Origin of the sequence: Streptomyces sp. NBC_00386 (assembly GCF_036063235.1) — a bacterium.
Taxonomy (GTDB): Bacteria; Actinomycetota; Actinomycetes; order Streptomycetales; family Streptomycetaceae; genus Streptomyces.
In genome coordinates this window covers 8,695,448-8,712,142 of sequence record NZ_CP107950.1, presented here as the reverse complement: position 1 = coordinate 8,712,142, position 16,695 = coordinate 8,695,448, and the positions used below count along the sequence as shown (strand labels likewise).

At 71.7% G+C, this 16,695-nt stretch carries 12 protein-coding genes; 7 read left to right on the top strand and 5 right to left on the bottom strand.

The window, feature by feature from the left end:
- The first annotated feature begins 343 nt into the window (after positions 1-343).
- The gene (locus OG780_RS38075) at positions 344-4,717 is read left to right on the top strand and encodes an aminotransferase class I/II-fold pyridoxal phosphate-dependent enzyme (RefSeq protein ID WP_328458676.1); all 4,374 of its coding nucleotides are present in this window, start codon (positions 344-346) and stop codon (positions 4,715-4,717) included.
- Entirely contained in the window at positions 4,701-5,441 is a 741-nt protein-coding gene (locus OG780_RS38070) for a class I SAM-dependent methyltransferase (protein WP_328455972.1), read from the top strand. Before OG780_RS38075 ends, OG780_RS38070 begins: the two co-directional genes overlap by 17 nt.
- 72 nt (positions 5,442-5,513) lie before the next feature.
- Here the strand turns inward: OG780_RS38070 and OG780_RS38065 are convergent, their stop codons facing one another.
- Positions 5,514-6,371, bottom strand: coding sequence for a GNAT family N-acetyltransferase (locus tag OG780_RS38065; RefSeq protein ID WP_328458674.1), 858 nt, complete (start codon positions 6,369-6,371; stop codon positions 5,514-5,516).
- A 351-nt stretch (positions 6,372-6,722) separates the two neighbouring features.
- Positions 6,723-7,478 carry a chaplin gene (locus OG780_RS38060; RefSeq protein ID WP_328455970.1) on the bottom strand — a complete coding sequence of 252 codons (756 nt, stop codon included), beginning with the start codon at positions 7,476-7,478 and terminating at the stop codon, positions 6,723-6,725.
- A gap of 268 nt (positions 7,479-7,746) precedes the next feature.
- Between OG780_RS38060 and OG780_RS38055 the strand changes: the two genes are divergently transcribed.
- Together OG780_RS38055 and OG780_RS38050 are read left to right on the top strand one after the other, a co-directional pair.
- Positions 7,747-9,324: an alpha/beta hydrolase gene (locus tag OG780_RS38055; protein ID WP_328455968.1), complete on the top strand. Its 1,578-nt coding sequence runs from the start codon at positions 7,747-7,749 to the stop codon at positions 9,322-9,324.
- 92 nt (positions 9,325-9,416) lie between these two features.
- Positions 9,417-10,985, top strand: a complete 1,569-nt coding sequence (locus tag OG780_RS38050) for an FMN-binding glutamate synthase family protein (protein ID WP_328455966.1) — start codon at positions 9,417-9,419, stop codon at positions 10,983-10,985.
- 29 nt (positions 10,986-11,014) lie between these two features.
- On the opposite strand, the gene OG780_RS38045 is transcribed toward OG780_RS38050, so the two are convergent.
- Together OG780_RS38045 and OG780_RS38040 are read right to left on the bottom strand one after the other, a co-directional pair.
- Positions 11,015-12,277 carry an arginine deiminase gene (locus OG780_RS38045; protein ID WP_328455964.1) on the bottom strand — a complete coding sequence of 421 codons (1,263 nt, stop codon included), beginning with the start codon at positions 12,275-12,277 and terminating at the stop codon, positions 11,015-11,017.
- Positions 12,274-12,489 (bottom strand): hypothetical protein, encoded by a 216-nt coding sequence (locus OG780_RS38040; RefSeq protein ID WP_328458789.1) that lies wholly within the window; start codon positions 12,487-12,489, stop codon positions 12,274-12,276. The genes OG780_RS38045 and OG780_RS38040 overlap by 4 nt, the downstream gene beginning before the upstream one ends.
- A 202-nt stretch (positions 12,490-12,691) precedes the next feature.
- Between OG780_RS38040 and OG780_RS38035 the strand changes: the two genes are divergently transcribed.
- Positions 12,692-13,705: a Gfo/Idh/MocA family protein gene (locus OG780_RS38035; protein ID WP_328455962.1), complete on the top strand. Its 1,014-nt coding sequence runs from the start codon at positions 12,692-12,694 to the stop codon at positions 13,703-13,705.
- A 72-nt stretch (positions 13,706-13,777) separates the two neighbouring features.
- Here the strand turns inward: OG780_RS38035 and OG780_RS38030 are convergent, their stop codons facing one another.
- On the bottom strand, positions 13,778-13,960 hold the full coding sequence (locus OG780_RS38030) for a hypothetical protein (RefSeq protein WP_328455960.1): 183 nt from the start codon (positions 13,958-13,960) through the stop codon (positions 13,778-13,780).
- 240 nt (positions 13,961-14,200) lie between these two features.
- On the opposite strand from OG780_RS38030, the gene OG780_RS38025 reads away from it, so the two are divergent.
- Positions 14,201-14,884, top strand: a complete 684-nt coding sequence (locus OG780_RS38025; RefSeq protein ID WP_328455958.1) for a TetR/AcrR family transcriptional regulator — start codon at positions 14,201-14,203, stop codon at positions 14,882-14,884.
- Between the two features lie 282 nt (positions 14,885-15,166).
- Positions 15,167-16,633: a PP2C family protein-serine/threonine phosphatase gene (locus OG780_RS38020; protein WP_328455956.1), complete on the top strand. Its 1,467-nt coding sequence runs from the start codon at positions 15,167-15,169 to the stop codon at positions 16,631-16,633.
- Positions 16,634-16,695: the final 62 nt, after the last annotated feature.

The following is a 16,695-nucleotide window of genomic DNA, read 5'->3' as shown; positions in this document are numbered from 1 at the left end:
CTTCGCACAGGAGCGGACCCGGGCGCGCGGACGCCGAGGCGCTTCGCACAGGAATGAACAGTGGCCCGAGGACGCGGAATCCCGCAGCGGCCGTCCGGAAGGGCCCGGGCGAGCCCCCGGAAGTGCGACTCCGCCGCACGGCGCCGCCCGGGCTGAAGATGCACCGGTCCACCCCGCGTGCCTACGATCAGCACTGCCCCGTAACCCGGCGAACGGTCCAGTGCCGTCCGACGTAGGGAGGCGGTTCGGCTTGCTGCGGGTACATCGCCTCACCGGCGGCCTCCTGCGGCCACGACGCCTCGGTGCGTACTTCCTCCTGGTGACAGCCACCACCGTCGTCTACATGGCCGTTCGCACGACCCGGACCCCCCTGTGGGCGGTCATCGGACTCGGCGGGGTCGCGGCCATGCTCACGGGAATCTTCGTCAACCGCCCGAACCACCGCTGGCCTTGGCTCCTGCTGGCCGCGGGGCTGCTGGCGTTCGCGGCGGGCGACACGTCTTACAACGTGATGGAGTCGTACTTCAACTTCAACAATCCGTTCCCTTCCGTCGCGGACGCCTGCTACCTCGCCACGTATCCGCTGTTCGCCGCCGGTCTCTACGGCCTCGTCCGCTACCGCTGGCCGGGTCACGACCTGCCGAGTCTGCTCGACGCGCTGATCTTCGCGCTGGGGCTCGCCCTGCCGGTCTGGGTCTTCCTGGTGCAGCCGCTCGCCCATGTGCCGGGCCTGACGTGGCAGCAGCGCGCCATCAGCATCGCGTACCCGATCGGCGACGTCCTCGTCCTCGCGATGCTGGCCCGCCTGCTGTCCGCGAGCCCGGGCTCCGGCCGTATCCGCTCCCTGCAGCTCCTCGTGCTGGGAACCGCGACCCTGCTCACCTTCGACATCGCGTACGGGATTCTCCAGCTGAACGACCTGTGGCAGACCGGGACCGTGCTCGACTCCGGCTGGATCGTGTTCTACACCGCCTGGGGGCTCGCCGGACTGCATCCCTCGATGGTGGAACTGACCCGGCCCGTGGAGCGGCAGGAGTCCCTGCGGCCGACACGCCGTCGCCTGCTCATGCTCGCCGCGGCCACCCTGGTGGCACCCGGGATCCTGCTGTACGAGGGACGGCGGGGCGACGCGCAGGACGCCGCCGTGATCGCCGTCTTCTCCGCCGCGCTCTTCCTGCTGGTGATCCTCAGGCTCTCCGGGATGGTGGTGGCCCACCGCAATGCCGTGGCACGAGAGCAGGCGCTGCGCACGGCGGCCACGTCCCTCGTCGCGGCGGTCCGGCCACAGGACGTGGCGCGGGCGTGCGACACCACCGTCAGCACCCTGTTCGGGCCCAAGGTCGCGCACCGGAGTCTGGTCCTGCCGGCCGAGTACGCGAGCGGGCTGACGACACGCCGCTCGCACCTGGTCCCCACAGCGGAGCTCGGGGCGGACATCGCGGGCCGGCTCCACGGTCTGCCGACCACCCTGGTGTGCCCGATGATCCCGCCCGACGAGCCGGCCGGTGAACTGCCGGGCGTGCTGATGGCGGCGGGCCCCGAGCAGCAACTCCGCGAGATCCAGAGCTCGCTGGAGATCCTGGCCTCGCACGCCGGACTGGCCGTGGAACGGATCGCGCTGCGCCAGGAGATCATCCGCAAGGAGAGTGAGGCCTACTTCCGCACGCTGGTGCGCAACGCCTCGGACGTCATCCTGATCGTCGAGGACGACAACACGGTCCGGTACGCGAGCCCGTCCGCGCGAGCCGTCTTCGGCCAGGTGGAACTCACCGGGGCACCACTGCCCGAACTGGTGGACTCCAGCGACCGGACCCGGGTGGTCAGAGGACTCGCCGCCCTGCGGAACGGCGGGGCCCCCGAGACCCACGACCACTGGTGGGTGCTGCGTCACGGCAGCCGCATCGAGGTCGAGGTGCGGTGCAGCGACCTGCGCAAGGACCCCACCGTGGCCGGACTGGTCATCACCCTGCGGGACGTGACCGAGCAACGGCGCCTGGAGCACGAGCTGACGGAACGGGCGTTCCACGATCCGCTGACCGGTCTGCCCAACCGGACCCTGCTCCTGGAGCGGATCGAGCGCGCGCTCCTGCGCAGCCGCCGCGGGACGACGCTCACCTGTCTGCTCTTCATCGACCTCGACGACTTCAAGATGGTCAACGACACGATGGGGCACTCCACCGGCGACCACCTGCTGACCGCCGTCGGCGAACGGCTCTCGGGAGCCCTGCGCCGCACGGACACCGCGGCCCGGCTCGGGGGCGACGAGTTCGCCGTGCTGATGGAGGACGCGAAGAAGCCGCTGGACGCCGAACTCCTGGCGGCACAGGTGATCCAGGCGCTCAGCAGGCCGTTCAGCCTCCGCGAGGGCTCGGTCAGCGTGTCCGCGAGCGTCGGCGTGGCCACCGCCAGGGACAGCACGGACGCGGAGGAACTCCTCGGCCACGCCGATCTGGCCCTCTACGCGGCCAAGGCGGCGGGCAAGCGGCAGTGGCGCAGGTTCCTGCCCCGGCTCCGGGTGCGGATGGTGGAGCGGCACGATCTCCAGGCACGGCTCGACGGCGCGGTGGCCCGGTCCGAGTTCACCCTGCGCTACCAGCCGGTCGTCGACATCGGCGCGGGCGAGGTCGTCGGCTTCGAGGCTCTGGCCCGCTGGCCGCATCCGCATCACGAGCCGGTTCCGCCGGACCAGTTCATCGCCCTCGCCGAGGAGACGGGGCACATCACGCCGCTCGGCGCGTGGGTCCTGAGGAACGCCACCACCGACATGGCCGGACTCCAGCGGACGGCCGACGGGGCGGACCCGCCGTACGTCAGCGTGAACGTCTCCCCCCGCCAGTTCCGCGACAGCGGGTTCCTGGGCGAGGTGCGCAAGGCGCTGGAGACCCCGGGGCTCGCCCCGGGGTCGCTCCAGCTGGAGCTCACCGAGACGGTGCTGATGCGCCGGGACGCGCAGATCCAGGCGGTCCTGTACTCGCTGAAGGACCTCGGGGTCCACATAGCCGTCGACGACTTCGGCAGCGGCTACTCGTCGCTGCGGTATCTGCGGGACTTCCCCGTCGACGTACTGAAGATCGACAAGACGTTCATCGACGACATCGCGCTGGACACCCGGCAGGTCGCACTCGTCGAGGGAATCGTCGGTCTGGCCGACACCCTGGGCATCCAGGTGATCGCCGAGGGGATCGAGGATCCGGCGCAGCGGGATCTCCTGGCCGGCATGGGATGCCGGTTCGGACAGGGTTTCCTCTTCGCCCGGCCCATGACCGTGCAGCAGAGCGAGTTCCTGCTGCGGCAGCGCGACGGCGTTCGCGCCCCGGCTCGGTCCGCCACCGCGACGGCGGAGACCAGGTACGGAATGGGACGGATCGGGCCGCCGGCCGCGGACCCGGACAAGGAGCCGTCCGCGGACCCGGGCATGGAGCCGTCCGCCCCGCCCGAGGCGGCGGAGACCGACGGCACGCAGGCGGCGAGCACACGCCGCTCCAGGCGCTGGCGCGACCTGGAACACCTGCGGAAGACCAACCCCATGAGCGACGCCGTGCTGGACGAGGTACGCGGCCGGCACATCCGCAGCGGCGACCACTGGATGATCGACTTCGCCTCCTGCAACTACCTCGGCTTCGACTGTGACCCGGAGATCATCCAGGCCATCGAGCCGGCCGTACGGCTCTGGGGCACCCACCCCAGCTGGTCCCGGCTGATCGGCAGTCCCCGTCTGTACCCCGACATCGAGGAACGGCTCGCCGACCTGCTCGGCGCGCCGGACACGCTGCTGCTGCCCACGCTGACCCTGATCCACGCCTCGGTGATCCCCGCCCTCGCGGGCCAGGGCCATGTCTTCGTCGAGGCCACGGCGCACCGGACCGTGTTCGACGGATGCGTGGGGGCCCGCGGGCAGGGCGCGACGCTGCACCGGTTCCACGCCGAACGCCCCGACGAGCTGGCCGTCATGCTGGACGCGGTACCCGCCGACCTGCCCCGGCTGGTCTGCCTGGACGGTGTGAACAGCATGAGCGGGAACATCCCCGACCTGGCGAGGCTGATCGAGGTGTGCCGGCCGCGGAACGCCCTGATGTACATCGACGACGCGCACGGCTTCGGCGTCATCGGGGAGCGCGGACCGCAGGAGTCGTGTCCGTACGGGGACCGCGGCAACAGCATCGTGCGGCACGCGGGAGAGTCGTACGAGGGGATCGTGCTCGTCGGCGGCTTCTCCAAGGCGTACTCGTCGCTGCTGGCCTTCCTCGCGCTGCCCAGCTCGCTCAAGGACCGCCTCAAGACCGCCGCGGCCCCCTACCTCTACTCGGGTCCCTCGCCCACCGCCTCCCTCGCCACGGCGCTGGCCGGTCTCGAGGTCAACGACCGCCGCGGGGACGACATCCGGGCCGACCTTTACCGCAAGACCGGGTGTGTGCTCGACCACCTGGAGGAACTCGGGGTCGGCACGCTCAACACGGACCGTCTGCCGATCATCGAGATCCCCCTGGCCGACGCCGACGACCTGGACGCGGTCGGCGGGTTCCTGTGGGACAACGGCATCTACGTGACCCTGGCGGCCTACCCCCTCGTACCCCGAGACCGGGTCGGGTTCCGGGTCCAGCTGACCGCGCTCAACTCCGACGAGGACATCGAGCGGCTCAACGACACCCTCACCCGGCTCACCGAGCGCTATCGGCTGCGGCCGGGAGACGGAGTCCGCGATGGCGGTTCTCAATGACGACGTGGACTGGGACAGCTGGCCGGTCGAGGACTACCTGGCGGAGAACTACCGCGAACTGCATCCCTCGGACGCGGCGGTCATCACCCACCACTGCGCGTTCTACCGCGAGTTCGCACCGGGCGGCGTCGGTCGGTCCGTGGAGATCGGGGCCGGACCCAATCTCTATCCGCTGATCCTCGCGTCCGCCGCCAGCCGCCGCATCGACGCCGTGGAGGCGGGTGCCTCCAACACCGCTTATCTGGAGCGGCAGTTGAACGGGACACCGGAAGAAAGCTGGCTGCCGTTCCACACGTTGTGCCGCAGCCTCAACCCGGACATACCCGAGACCCTGGAAGGGGCGCTGTCCCCGGTGCGTCTGGTGCACGGCGACCTGAGGTCCATCGAACCGGGGAGCTACGACCTCGCCTCCATGCACTTCGTGGCCGAGGGGGCCACCGAGGACTTCGAGGAGTTCAAGGACTTCTGCCGCCGGTTCGTCCGGTGCGTGGTACCGGGCGGACATCTGGTCGCCGCCTTCATGGAGAACATGCCGACCTACCGGATCGGCGCCGCGTCCCGCTGGCCGGGCTGCCCGGTGGACACGGACGTCGTCACCGAGGTGTTCGCCCCGCTCACCGACCGGCTCGCGGTCGGCCGCATCCCCTCGGACCCGACCCTGCCGGACTACGGGGACTCCGGGATGATCCTGCTCACCGGGGCGGCGGCCTCACCTCCGCCGTGAGCCGCCGCCGCTCCCGTGCATGGCCGCGTGCGGGGCCGAACGCCGCGCCGGGCCGGCCGGGTTCGTGCCGGGCTAACCGAGTTCCAGTGAGGTCACCCCGTGGACCCGTTCCCGCGCGAACGCCCTGACCGGCCCGGTGTACATGCGGGCCGTCTCGAAGGAGGGGATCAGGCCGAGCTTCTCCACTAGGGCGACGGCCGCCGTGTTCGTCCGCGGCACGTCGACGGCGAGCGCGCTGCCGTCCGCGTCGGCGGCGAGCGCGGCGAACAGGGCGCGGGCGTCGTCGGCGGTGTCGGCGAACAGGGGGCCGATCCGCAGGGAGTCACGCGCCGGACGGATCACGGCGTACCCGCTCAGCCTGCCGGCGCCGTCGTGCCGGACGAAGGTGCGGTGTCCGGGGGCGGTCAGCCACGACTCCAGGAACACCGGCCGGTCGGCCGGACAGCAGGCGCTGTCGTACGCCGTGATCGCCGCGCGATCCGCCGGCCCGGCCGCCCGCACCCCCGACGGCTCCTCCCCCACGGGGGCCACACCGGTGAACCGGGCGGTCCGGTAGGCGAGTTCGAAACCCGACTTGCGGTAGTTGTCCTGCTGCGCGACCACGCCGTCGAGGCCGACGGTCCGGCCGCCCGCGTGGGCGAGGGCGGTCTCCCAGGTGGCGAGGCCGTATCCGTTCCCGCGCAGGTCGGGGCGTACGAGATAGAAGCCCAGGAAGGCGTAGTCGGCGCTGTAGTTGACCACCGAGACGGCCGAGACCGGCTCCCCGTCGACGCGTCCGATGAAGAAGCCCCCGGGATCCTGGGCGAAGAAGCTCGCGCTGTCGGACAGGCCGGGATTCCATCCCTCGTCCGCCGCCCAGCCGCCGACGACCTTCCAGTCGTCGAGGGTGGCCTGGCTGACGACGAGGCCGTCGGGTCCCGGTGAGGTCATGGGGCGCTCCAATGCGTACAGGTCGGGTGCGTGCCGGCGTTCGGGGCGCGCGGTGCGCCGGGCCGGTCGCTCGCGCAGCATCCTTCCCGATCTCCGTGCCGATCGCAGCGACGAGCGCCGCGCACGGGAGCAGATTCGGCCACTTCGGCACCCACGGCCGGCACGACGGTGTCACCGTGCCGCACGGACCTGGCGATGCCCCGGGCGAGCCGGGCCCGCGGCAGCGGGACGACGGCTCCCCGAGACCCCAGGAGCCCCAGCACGCCAGGACCCCGGACAGGAGGACGCGGACGGCGAGGAGGCTCCACCGGTCACCCGTCCGATGGAGCCTCCCGTCGTGACCGCCGCGGGTCAGCGCACCGTGGCGGGCCGGAACCGGCGGTACAGGACGGCACCGCCCAGCAGCATCGCCGCGCTCGCCGCGATGGCGGGCATCGCGGCGTCCGCGCCCGTGTGGGCAAGGGTGGCCACGGCCCCGCCGCGCGGCCGGACCCGCTCCGGCGCCGCGGTGACGGGAGTCCCGGCGGACGGGGCGGACGGCCTCGGGGCGGGTTTCACGTCGTGGTGCGCCCGCACGGGCTCGGCACCCGAGGTGTTGACCGATTCGTTGCCGACGGCCGCGTTGCCGAGGCCGACCGCCGTCACCGAGTTGCCGCTGACGTTGACCGGAAGATCCACCGGGAGTTGAAGGCCGTTGCCCGAGAGCACACCCGGCGAATCCTTTCCGCGACCGTGCGCGACCGCGCCCCCGCCGTCACGGCTGTCGGCGCCGTGGCCACCGGCCGTGCCGCCCCGGCCGGCGGCGCCACCGTGCGCTCCGGCTCCCCCGTGCCGCCCGCCGCCGGTCGCGGCGGCCCCGCCCCCGGCGCCCTGGTTGGCACAGCGGTTGCCCGCGGCGGGATTGAGCAGCCCGGCCACGTTCACCGTGTTCCCGCACAGGTTCACGGGGACGTGCACGGGGAGCTGGACGGTGTTGCCGGAGATCAGGCCGGGCGAGCCTGCCGCCGCGCCGTCCGCCGCGGAGTCGGCGTGCGCCGGCACGACAGCGGCCAGCGCGCCCGAGGCGGCGGCCGCGGCGATCAAACCATTTCGGGTCACCCGTTTCATACGTTCACTGCCTTCCTGACACCAACATGGGCACTCGCCCACAGTGCCAAGAACGCCTGCGGACCATCCGAGTTATGGCTTATCGGCCTTTCACCCCATCGAGCGTCCCGCATTTCGAACAGTCTCCGCACCCCCGGGGAGGGCCCGGCGCGGGGCGGGACGGGCGGCGACGGCCGGCCCCGCTCGCCCAGAGGCGTGTCACCGGGGCCGCGTCTATCGTGATCCGGGAGGTATCGCCGGTCCACCGCAGGCGACCCTGGAGGCAGGCATGCTGTCCGTGCACCAACGCTTCGCGGTCGTGGGAGCCGCCACCGCGACGCTGACCCTGCTGGCGGCGGGTCTGCCGACGGTGGCGACCGCCGACGAGGGGCCCGGCCTGTCCCGCTTCTACCGCCAGAAGGTCACGTGGGCGGCCTGCGAGGGCGACGGCATGCCCAAGGACCTCCAGTGCGGCAGGATCACCGTCCCCCTCGACTACGCGAGGCCGGGCCGCGGCACGCTCGACCTGGCGCTGGCCCGCTACCGGGCGACGGGCCGTTCACGGGGGTCGGTGGTGCTGAACTTCGGCGGTCCCGGCGGTGCGGGCGTTCCCGGGCTCGCAGCGGCCGGCAAGGACTTCATGGGCCTGACCAACGGCTACGACGTGGTGACCTTCGACCCCCGCGGCGTCGGCCGCTCCTCGCCCGTGAGCTGCGGAGACGGTGTGGACGAGATCTTCGGGGCGACGGCCGCCGACACCGACGTGCAGGCGGCGCTCAAGGCGGTCAAGAAGGCCGCCGACACCTGCGCCCGGCACTCGGGGGCCGTCCTCCCGCACATCGGCACGGTCAACGCCTCCCGGGACCTGGACGTGATGCGTCAGGCGCTCGGCGACAAGAAGCTCAACTACCTCGGATTCTCCTACGGGACGCGGCTCGGCGCGGTGTACGCGGCCCAGTTCCCGAAGAAGACGGGACGGATGGTGCTCGACGGGGTCGACACGCTCACCGAGCCGATCACCGAACAGGGCCGTATAGGCGCGGAGGGCCAGCAGACCGCGCTCGACGACTTCATCACCTGGTGCGCGAAGAACATGGCCTGCCCGTTCGGACAGGACCGGCGCAGCGCGAGCGAACAGGTGGTCGAGCTCGTGAAGTCGCTCGACCGGGACCCGGTGCCGTCGGACTACGGCCAGGCGTTCTCCGGACAGGACCTGGTGGGCGCGATCAGCCAGGCGCTCTACAGCAAGGAGATGTGGCCCGTCCTCGAACAGGCCCTCAGCCTGCTGGTCCAGGACGGCGACACCCACGGACTCACCCAGCTCTACGGCGGCGCCTCCCTGCCGGCCACCTCCACGCCCGTCCGGCAGGGGCCCCGGCGGAACGGCGGGCTCGTCGACGCCGAGGACGTCCCGCTCGACAACCTCCCGGCCGCCCTGATGGCCGTCAACTGCGCCGACGACCCCGACCGGCCCAGTGCCGGCCGGGTCGCCGAACAGATCGCCGGACTGCGTGCCGCCTACGAGGAGGCGTCGCCCGTCTTCGGCCGGTACCGGCTCGCCCAGGTGCTGATGTGCTACGGCCGCCCGAAGGGCACCGACTACATACGCGAGAAGGTCCGCGACGTACCCGCCTCGAAGATTCTGCTCGTCGGCACGCGCGGGGACCCGGCGACCCCCTACCGCTGGACCGTGGAGACCGCCAGGCGTCTGGGTTCCTCGGCAGTGGTGCTCGACAACAAGGGCGACGGGCACACCGGGTACGCGTCCTCGAAGTGCGTGCACCGCAAGGTCGACGACTTCCTGCTGTACGGGTCGCTGCCGGCCGGCGGCAGCTCCTGCGGTCCGCAGGACACGGACGGCTACTGACGGGCACCCCACCGGGTGAGCGTGACGGCCCGCGCGGGTGTCCCCGATCAGCGGCTTTCGCCTCCATGGGTTTGACTCCTGGTGTGCGCCGGATGCTCCCACTGCTGCTCGTCGCCCTCGGTGCGGCCGGGGCGCTGCTTCTGGCGGGCGCCGTCTCCGCGTGGTGGTGGTGCGCGGCGGGCCCGCTGCTGGCACTGACCGCGCTCGGCGGCCATGACCTGGCGCAGCGCCGCTACTCCGTGCTGCGCAACTATCCGCTGCTCGGCCGTCTGGGCTTCCCGCCGGAGGCGCAGCGCCCGGATCGCCGGCGACGCTTCGTCGGGCGCCGCGTCGACGGGCGGCCCTTCGACCGTGCGGTCCGCACCCTCGTGCACGAGCGGGCGAAGGGCGTCGAGGCCGGGGAGCCGTTCGGCACGGAGCGTGACGTGTACGGGGACGGCTATGAGTTCCTGGAGCCGTCGATGCGCCCGGTCGAGGTTCCGGACGAACCGCCCGTGGTCCGGGTGGGCGGCCCCGACTGCACCCAGCCCTATGACATGGCTCTGCTGAACGTCTCCGCGATGAGCTTCGGAGCCCTGTCCCCGAACGCCGTCCTGGCGCTCAACAGGGGTGCCGCGCTGGGGGGTTTCGCGCAGGACACCGGCGAGGGCGGTCTGTCGGACCATCACCTGCGCGGGGGCGGTGACCTCATCTGGGAGATCGGCACAGGGTACTTCGGGTGCCGTACCGCCGAAGGGGACTTCGAGGAGCGGGAGTTCAAGGACAAGGCCGCGCTGCCCGAGGTGAAGTGCGTGTCGCTGAAGCTCTCCCAGGGGGCGAACCCGGGGTTCGGCGGGGTGCTGCCCGGGGCGAAGGTGAGCGCGGAGATCGCGCGGGCGCGCGGGGTGCCCGAGGGTGTCACCGTGGTGTCGCCTCCGTACCACCGGGTGTTCTCGACCCCGAGGGAGCTGGTGCGGTTCGTCGCCCGGATGCGCGAGCTGGCGGGCGGCAAGCCGACCGGCCTGAAGCTGTGTATCGGCTCGCGGCGCCAGTTCCTGGCCGTCTGCAAGGCGATGCTCGCCGAGGGGGTGACACCCGACTTCGTCGTCGTGGACGGCTCGGAGGGCGGCACGGGGGCCGCGCCCGCGGAGTTCGCCGGCACGATCGGCACACCGCTAACCGAGGGTCTGATCACGGTGCACAACGCGCTGGTCGGCACCGGCCTGCGCGACCGGGTCCGGATCGGTGCGAGCGGCAAGGTCGCGACCGGCTCCGACATCGTCAGACGCCTTCTGCAGGGCGCCGACTACACCAACGCCGCCCGCGCGATGATGTTCGCCGTCGGCTGCGTCCAGGCCCGGCGGTGCCACACGAACACCTGTCCGGCCGGTGTGACGACGCAGGATCCGCGCCGGTTCCGCGCGCTGGACGTGGCCGACAAGGCCGAGCGGGTGCGGCGCTACCAGCGGGCCACCGTGCACAGCGCGAGCCTGATCATGGCCGCGATGGGCGTGCGGGATCCCGGCGAGCTCACACCTCACCGGCTGCTGCGGCGCGTCGGACCGACGACGGTGAGGTCGTACGCGGAGCTCTACGAGTGGCTCGCGCCCGGGGTGCTGCTGGCCGAGCCGCCCTCGGCCTGGGCGGCGGACTGGGCCGCCGCCGATCCGGACTCCTTCTGAGCCGACGAGCGGCCGGCCTGCGCCGGCGGTCAGAGGTCCACGGGGTCCCGCACGATGGGGCAGGTCATGCAGTGGCCGCCGCCGCGCCCTCGTCCCAGTTCGGACCCGACGATGGTGATGACCTCGATGCCTGCCTTGCGCAGCAGCGTGTTGGTCTGCGTGTTGCGGTCGTAGGTGAACACCACGCCGGGCTCCAGGGCGACGGCGTTGTTTCCGCTGTCCCACTGCTGCCGCTCGGAGGCGTACACGTCGCCGCCGGTCTCGACGATCCGCAGCTCGGACAGTCCGAGCGCCTCGGCGACGACGTCGGTGAACGCGCGGGAGCCCTCGTCGGTGAGTTCGACCCCGGGGGCCTTGTCACTGGGCCGCAGGGAGAAGGTGTGCACCGAGTCCATGATGGCCGGATAGAGGGTGACGAGGTCGCGGTCGGCGAAGGTGAAGACGGTGTCGAGGTGCATGGCGGAGCGCAGCTTGGGCATGCCCGCGACGACGATGCGCTCGGCCGCGCCGCTCTGGAACAGGGCGGCCGCGACCTGGCTGATGGCCTGCCGTGAGGTGCGCTCGCTCATGCCCATGAGGACGACGCCGTTGCCGACCGGCATGATGTCGCCGCCCTCGAACGTGGCCTGGCCCCAGGAGAGTTCGGGGTCGCCCCACCACACCTTGGAGCCCGTGAAGTCCGGATGGAAGGAGTAGACGGCCTTCATCAGGAGCGTCTCGTCGTGCCGGGCCGGCCAGTAGAGCGGGTTGAGGGTCACCCCCTCGTAGAGCCAGCACGTGGTGTCGCGGGTGTAGAGGGTGTTGGGCAGCGGCGGCATGAGGTATTCGCGCACGCCGGTCGACTCGCGGGCCAGCGAGAGGTAGCCGGTGCGGAACTCGTCGGGCAGGTCCGCGGTGGAGAGTCCGCCGATCAGGAACTGGGCGAGGTCGGCGGGTTCGAGGGATTCCAGGTAGGCCCGCGTGCCGTCGACGAGTCCGAGTCCGACCTCGTTCGCGGTGATCTTCCGGTCGAGGAGCCAGTCCTTCGCCGCGGGCAGGGCCATGGTCTGAGCGAGCAGGTCGTGCAGTTCCACGACCTCCACCCCGCGCCCGCGCAGCTTGTCGACGAAGTCGGCGTGGTCGCGCTGGGCGTTCTCCACCCACATGACGTCGTCGAAGAGCAGGTCGTCGGCGTTGGTGGGGGTGAGCCGGCGGTGGGCGAGGCCGGGTGCGCAGACCAGGACCTTGCGCAGCCTGCCGACCTCGGAGTGGACGCCGTACGCCGGACGGCTCGTGGTGTCTTCGCTGGTCACGGTGTGCCTTTCTCCAGGCCGGAGGCCGACGGGTCACAGACTGATCCGGCCCAGCGCCAGGGCGACGATCCCTGTGACGGCACCGGCGACCGAGACGACGAGGAGAACACCCCGGCGCCGACCATGGAGCCGACGACCATCATGGAGAGCGTGACCAGGGTCAGCTTGGCGGCCGCCGGTGCCGTCTCGGATTCCGTGTCGACCTGCGTCATGGGTGTCCTGCGGAGAGGGCATCGTCGTGCGCGACCACGATGCGGGCAACGTCATCTGGCGACGCGGTGAGATTAGCAATCAATTGCCCGGAATGCGCAACTAAAGGCCGTCGTCAGGGTGCTGCGTCATCGATCTTCGCGGCCGACAATCGGATCACCGGGACGGAACGGCCCGGGCAGTCGTCGGAGAGGTGCGCACCGCGTGAGTGAGCTGTTGGGTGTGGCGGTACTGGGTGCCGGCCACATGGGAGCCGACCATGTACGCCGCTTGGACCAGGTGGTGAGCGGTGCAAGAGTCGCCGCTGTGGCGGATCCCGACACCGGTCGCGCCGAGGAGGCGGCGGCCGGCATCGACGGCGTGTCGGTCCACGCCGAGGCGGCGGCCGCGCTCGACGCGCCCGGGGTGGATGCCGTACTGGTCGCCTCCCCCGGCCCCGCGCACGAGGAGGCCCTGCTCGCGGCGTTCGCCCGGGGTCTTCCCGTGCTGTGCGAGAAGCCGCTGGTGCCGGAGTCGGCCGGGGCACTGCGGGTGATGGAGGCGGAGGTACGACTCGGGCAGCGGCTGGCGCAGGTCGGGTTCATGCGCCGGTACGACGCCGAGTACCGGCGCCTCAAGTCCCTGCTGGACAGCGGCCGGCTGGGCCGCCCGCTCATGCTGCACTGCACCCACCGCAATGTGTCCTCGCCGCCCGGCTTCACCTCGGCGATGCTGGTCAACAGTTCCGTCTCGCACGAGATCGACGTGGCACGCTGGCTGCTGGGGCAGGAGCTCACGGCCGTGACCGTGCTGCGCCCCCGGTCGTCCTCGACCGCGCCCGAGGGGCTGATCGACCCTCAGTTCGTCCTGTTCGAGACGGCCGGCGGCGCCCTGGTCGACGTCGAGGTCTTCGTGAACTGCGGGTTCGGCTACCAGGTGGCGTGCGAGGCGGTGTGCGAGTCGGGGAGCGCGCGGATCGGGGACGAGCGCTCCATGGCCGTCACGACAGCGGGCGGCAGACACGAGGAGGTGGCGCAGGACTATCTCGTGCGCTTCGCCGACGCCTACGACCGTGAGGTGCAGGCCTGGGTGGACGCCACCCGGGCCGGCCGGGTCACCGGACCCGGGGTCTGGGACGGGTACGCGGCGTCCGCCGTCGCCGAGGCGGGAGTCCGGGCGCTGGAGAGCGGCGGCCGGGTGACCGTCGAACTGGCCCCTCGCCCGGACCTCTATGCCTAACCGGGCCACCGGCGTGCGGTGGCCGCGACACTCCCGGACAGGCCGGTCCACTGGACCGGCCTGTCCGCCGCGCTACCGCACCCTGCGGGCGTTGACGCCGTTGACCTCGAAGTCGTAGACGTACCGGTTGAGCCGGAGGCCGTCGCCGGCGCCGACCCACGCGTAGTCACGGCCCTTGTGCATCCCGGACGAGAGGACGGTCGGCGTGGCGCCGCCGTCGAGCGAGTCCTGCACGGGGTGATCGGTCCGGCCCATGACAGTGGCCGAGATCGTCCCGCGGTACGCAGGATCCCGGCCGAGCCCGGGATCCTCGTGATCACCGTGGCACGCGGTGATCACCACTGCATCCGGGACGAGTCACCCGGGGGCATATGCCAGTACGGGCCCTGACCATCGCGTATCGCGCGCACGGGACTCTTCCGTTACTGACTGTCTCTTTCGTGATAGGCTCTAACGCAACTTGATTTCCGCACCCCGACACGAAGAGGCGACGACGTGGCCGCAGACACCCGGAGCGGGACCGGCCCGCGCGACCGGTTCCGCGCGCAGGTGCGCGAGGAGGTGAAGACGGCAGCGCTGCGCCAGCTCGCCGAGGGCGGCCCGGAGGCACTGTCGCTCAACGCGATCGCCAAGCAGCTGGGCATGACGGGCCCCGCGCTCTACCGCTACTTCGCCAACCGCGACAGCCTGTTGACCGACCTCGCCGTCGACGCCTACGCAGACCTGGCGTCGGCGCTCGCCCGGGCGGCCGCCGAGGCCGGCCCGGCGGACCCGGCCGCCCGGCTGACCGGACTGGTCCACGCCTACCGGGCCTGGGCGCTGGCCGAGCCGCACCGCTACCGGCTGCTCTTCCGCGCACCGCTCCAGGGCTACGACGCCCAGGCCGCGAGCCTGGTCGAGGCCTCGCAGCCGGCCATGACCGTGCTCCTGGACGCGGTGAGCGCCCTGGCCGAGCCGGAGCCGCACGTCCCGCGCGACACGGCGGGGCAGTTCACCAAGTGGCGGGAGCGGCACGGCTTCGAGGACGTGCCGGAGGCGGTCGCCGCACGCTCCACGCTGCTGTGGGCTCATCTGCACGGCATCGTCGCCCTGGAGATCGAGGGCAACTTCACGTCGATGGGCATCGATCCGTCCCCTCTCTACGAGGCCGAGGTGGCGGAGTTCGTACGCTCGCCCTGAACGGGCCCCGAACACTCGCACAAATGCCCCTCGAACAGCAGAATGAAAGCCTCGCGCGGGGCCGCCTGTGACCGTCAAGTCGCGTACGGCGTCTACGACTTGAATCCGAACAGCGACTACCTCATCGGGACCGGTCGCCCGCTCCGGGAGGACTGCGGCATATACCAGAAGCATGACCGTATCGGGTGTTGCCAAACCACTTACAGTGCGTCGCGGGCTGTGCGACAGTCGTCATGGTCCTTCCGTCGCCCAGGTCGTACCGTCCCCGCATCGGAGTACGTCATGCCACCCCATCTCTCTGCGGACCGCCCCGCCGCCCAGCCGCCCCGGCGCGGCACGGTCGACGCGCTCATCTCGCAGACGCGGCGCCTGCGCGGTGAGGTGGACGCCGTACGGCGTGAGGCACCCGCCGACGAAGAGGACGCGCAGGGACGCTGGCAGCGCGCACTGTGCAATCTGGCGCTGCATCAACTGAACGACCTGGACGCGCACTTGGCTCAACTGCGAGACGGACCGACGGAGCTGCCCGTCCCGCCCGAGGCCACCGCCGCCGCCCGGACCGCGCCGGCCGCACCCCGGCAGGGCTCCCTGCTGAGCCGGGTCGGCAGCGCCGAGTGGAACCTGCTGACGGACGAGGCGAGCTGGTCCGGCGAGCTCTACCAGATCCTGGGCCGCGACGCCGCCGCTCCCCCGCTCACCCTCGACGAGCTGCCCTCACTGGTCCTCGACGAGGACCGGCCGATGCTGACGACGATGGTCACCGACTGCCTCATCGACGCCAAACCCATCGACGGGGAGTTCCGCATCGTGCGACCCGACGGTGGAGTGCGGACCGTGCACATGATGGGCGAGCCCGTGCTCGACGCCGGCGGCAGCACCGCCTCGATGTGGGCCGTGCTGCGCGATGTCAGCGAACTGCGCCGCAGTCAGCGGACGGTGGGCGAGACCCGGGAATCCCTCCAGCGCCGGCGGCACGTCGCACAGACCGAGCACCGGCTCGCGGTCGAACTCCAGGAGGCCGTGCTGCCGCCCTGGCGCGGCTCCCTGCGTTTCCCGCGCCAGGGACCCGGCGCGCTGGACGTGGCGGCCCACTATCTGCCGTCGTCGAACAGCGCACTGATCGGCGGAACCTGGTACGACGCCCTCGAACTCCCCGAGGGCGAGACCCTGTTGACTGTCGGCGACCTCACCGGCCACGGGGTCGGCGTGACGTCGGGAATGGCGATGCTGCTGGGTGCCCTGCGCGGCATGGCGGTGGCGGGCACCCGGCCCGGTCAACTCCTCTCCTGGCTCAATCAGTTGCTCGACGCCACCGTTCAGCCCGCCCTGGGCAGCGCCGTCTGCTGCCGCTACCTCCCCGCGACCCGCACCCTCAGCTGGGCGCAGGCAGGACACCCCGCCCCGCTGCTGTACCGCGACGGGACGGGGCGCGCGCTGGCCGCACCGGACGGCGTTCTGCTCGGAGCCACCTCCGGCGCGGTCTACGGGCAGGCCGAGGAAACCCTCCGCGCGGGCGACCTGCTGCTCCTGCACACCGAGGGGCTGGTTCCCCGGCGAGCAGGGGCCCCTCACCCGGACGAAACCGAACGTCAGGGAGCGGTGACGGCCGTCCAGAGGCTGCTTGACCTGGCCCCACGCTTCGGCGAGGCCCGTACGGCCCAGGACTGTATTCGGATGGTTGTCGAGGAATGCGGTGCAGCCGAGCGCGAGGACGACGCCTGCGTGCTCATCGCCCGGATCGGATCCTGACGCCGAGGATGCCGGGAACGCCTGGAACACCGGAGCCCGACGGCACCGGAGCCCAACGAGAC

Coding starts and splice junctions, on each gene's coding strand:
- OG780_RS38075 (WP_328458676.1), top strand. CDS start 344: ATGGCCGTTCGCACGACCCGGACCCCCCTGTGGGCGGTCATCGGACTC.
- OG780_RS38070 (WP_328455972.1), top strand. CDS start 4,701: ATGGCGGTTCTCAATGACGACGTGGACTGGGACAGCTGGCCGGTCGAG.
- OG780_RS38065 (WP_328458674.1), bottom strand. CDS start 6,371: ATGACCTCACCGGGACCCGACGGCCTCGTCGTCAGCCAGGCCACCCTC.
- OG780_RS38060 (WP_328455970.1), bottom strand. CDS start 7,478: ATGAAACGGGTGACCCGAAATGGTTTGATCGCCGCGGCCGCCGCCTCG.
- OG780_RS38055 (WP_328455968.1), top strand. CDS start 7,747: ATGCTGTCCGTGCACCAACGCTTCGCGGTCGTGGGAGCCGCCACCGCG.
- OG780_RS38050 (WP_328455966.1), top strand. CDS start 9,417: ATGCTCCCACTGCTGCTCGTCGCCCTCGGTGCGGCCGGGGCGCTGCTT.
- OG780_RS38040 (WP_328458789.1), bottom strand. CDS start 12,489: ATGACGCAGGTCGACACGGAATCCGAGACGGCACCGGCGGCCGCCAAG.
- OG780_RS38030 (WP_328455960.1), bottom strand. CDS start 13,960: ATGGGCCGGACCGATCACCCCGTGCAGGACTCGCTCGACGGCGGCGCC.
- OG780_RS38020 (WP_328455956.1), top strand. CDS start 15,167: ATGCCACCCCATCTCTCTGCGGACCGCCCCGCCGCCCAGCCGCCCCGG.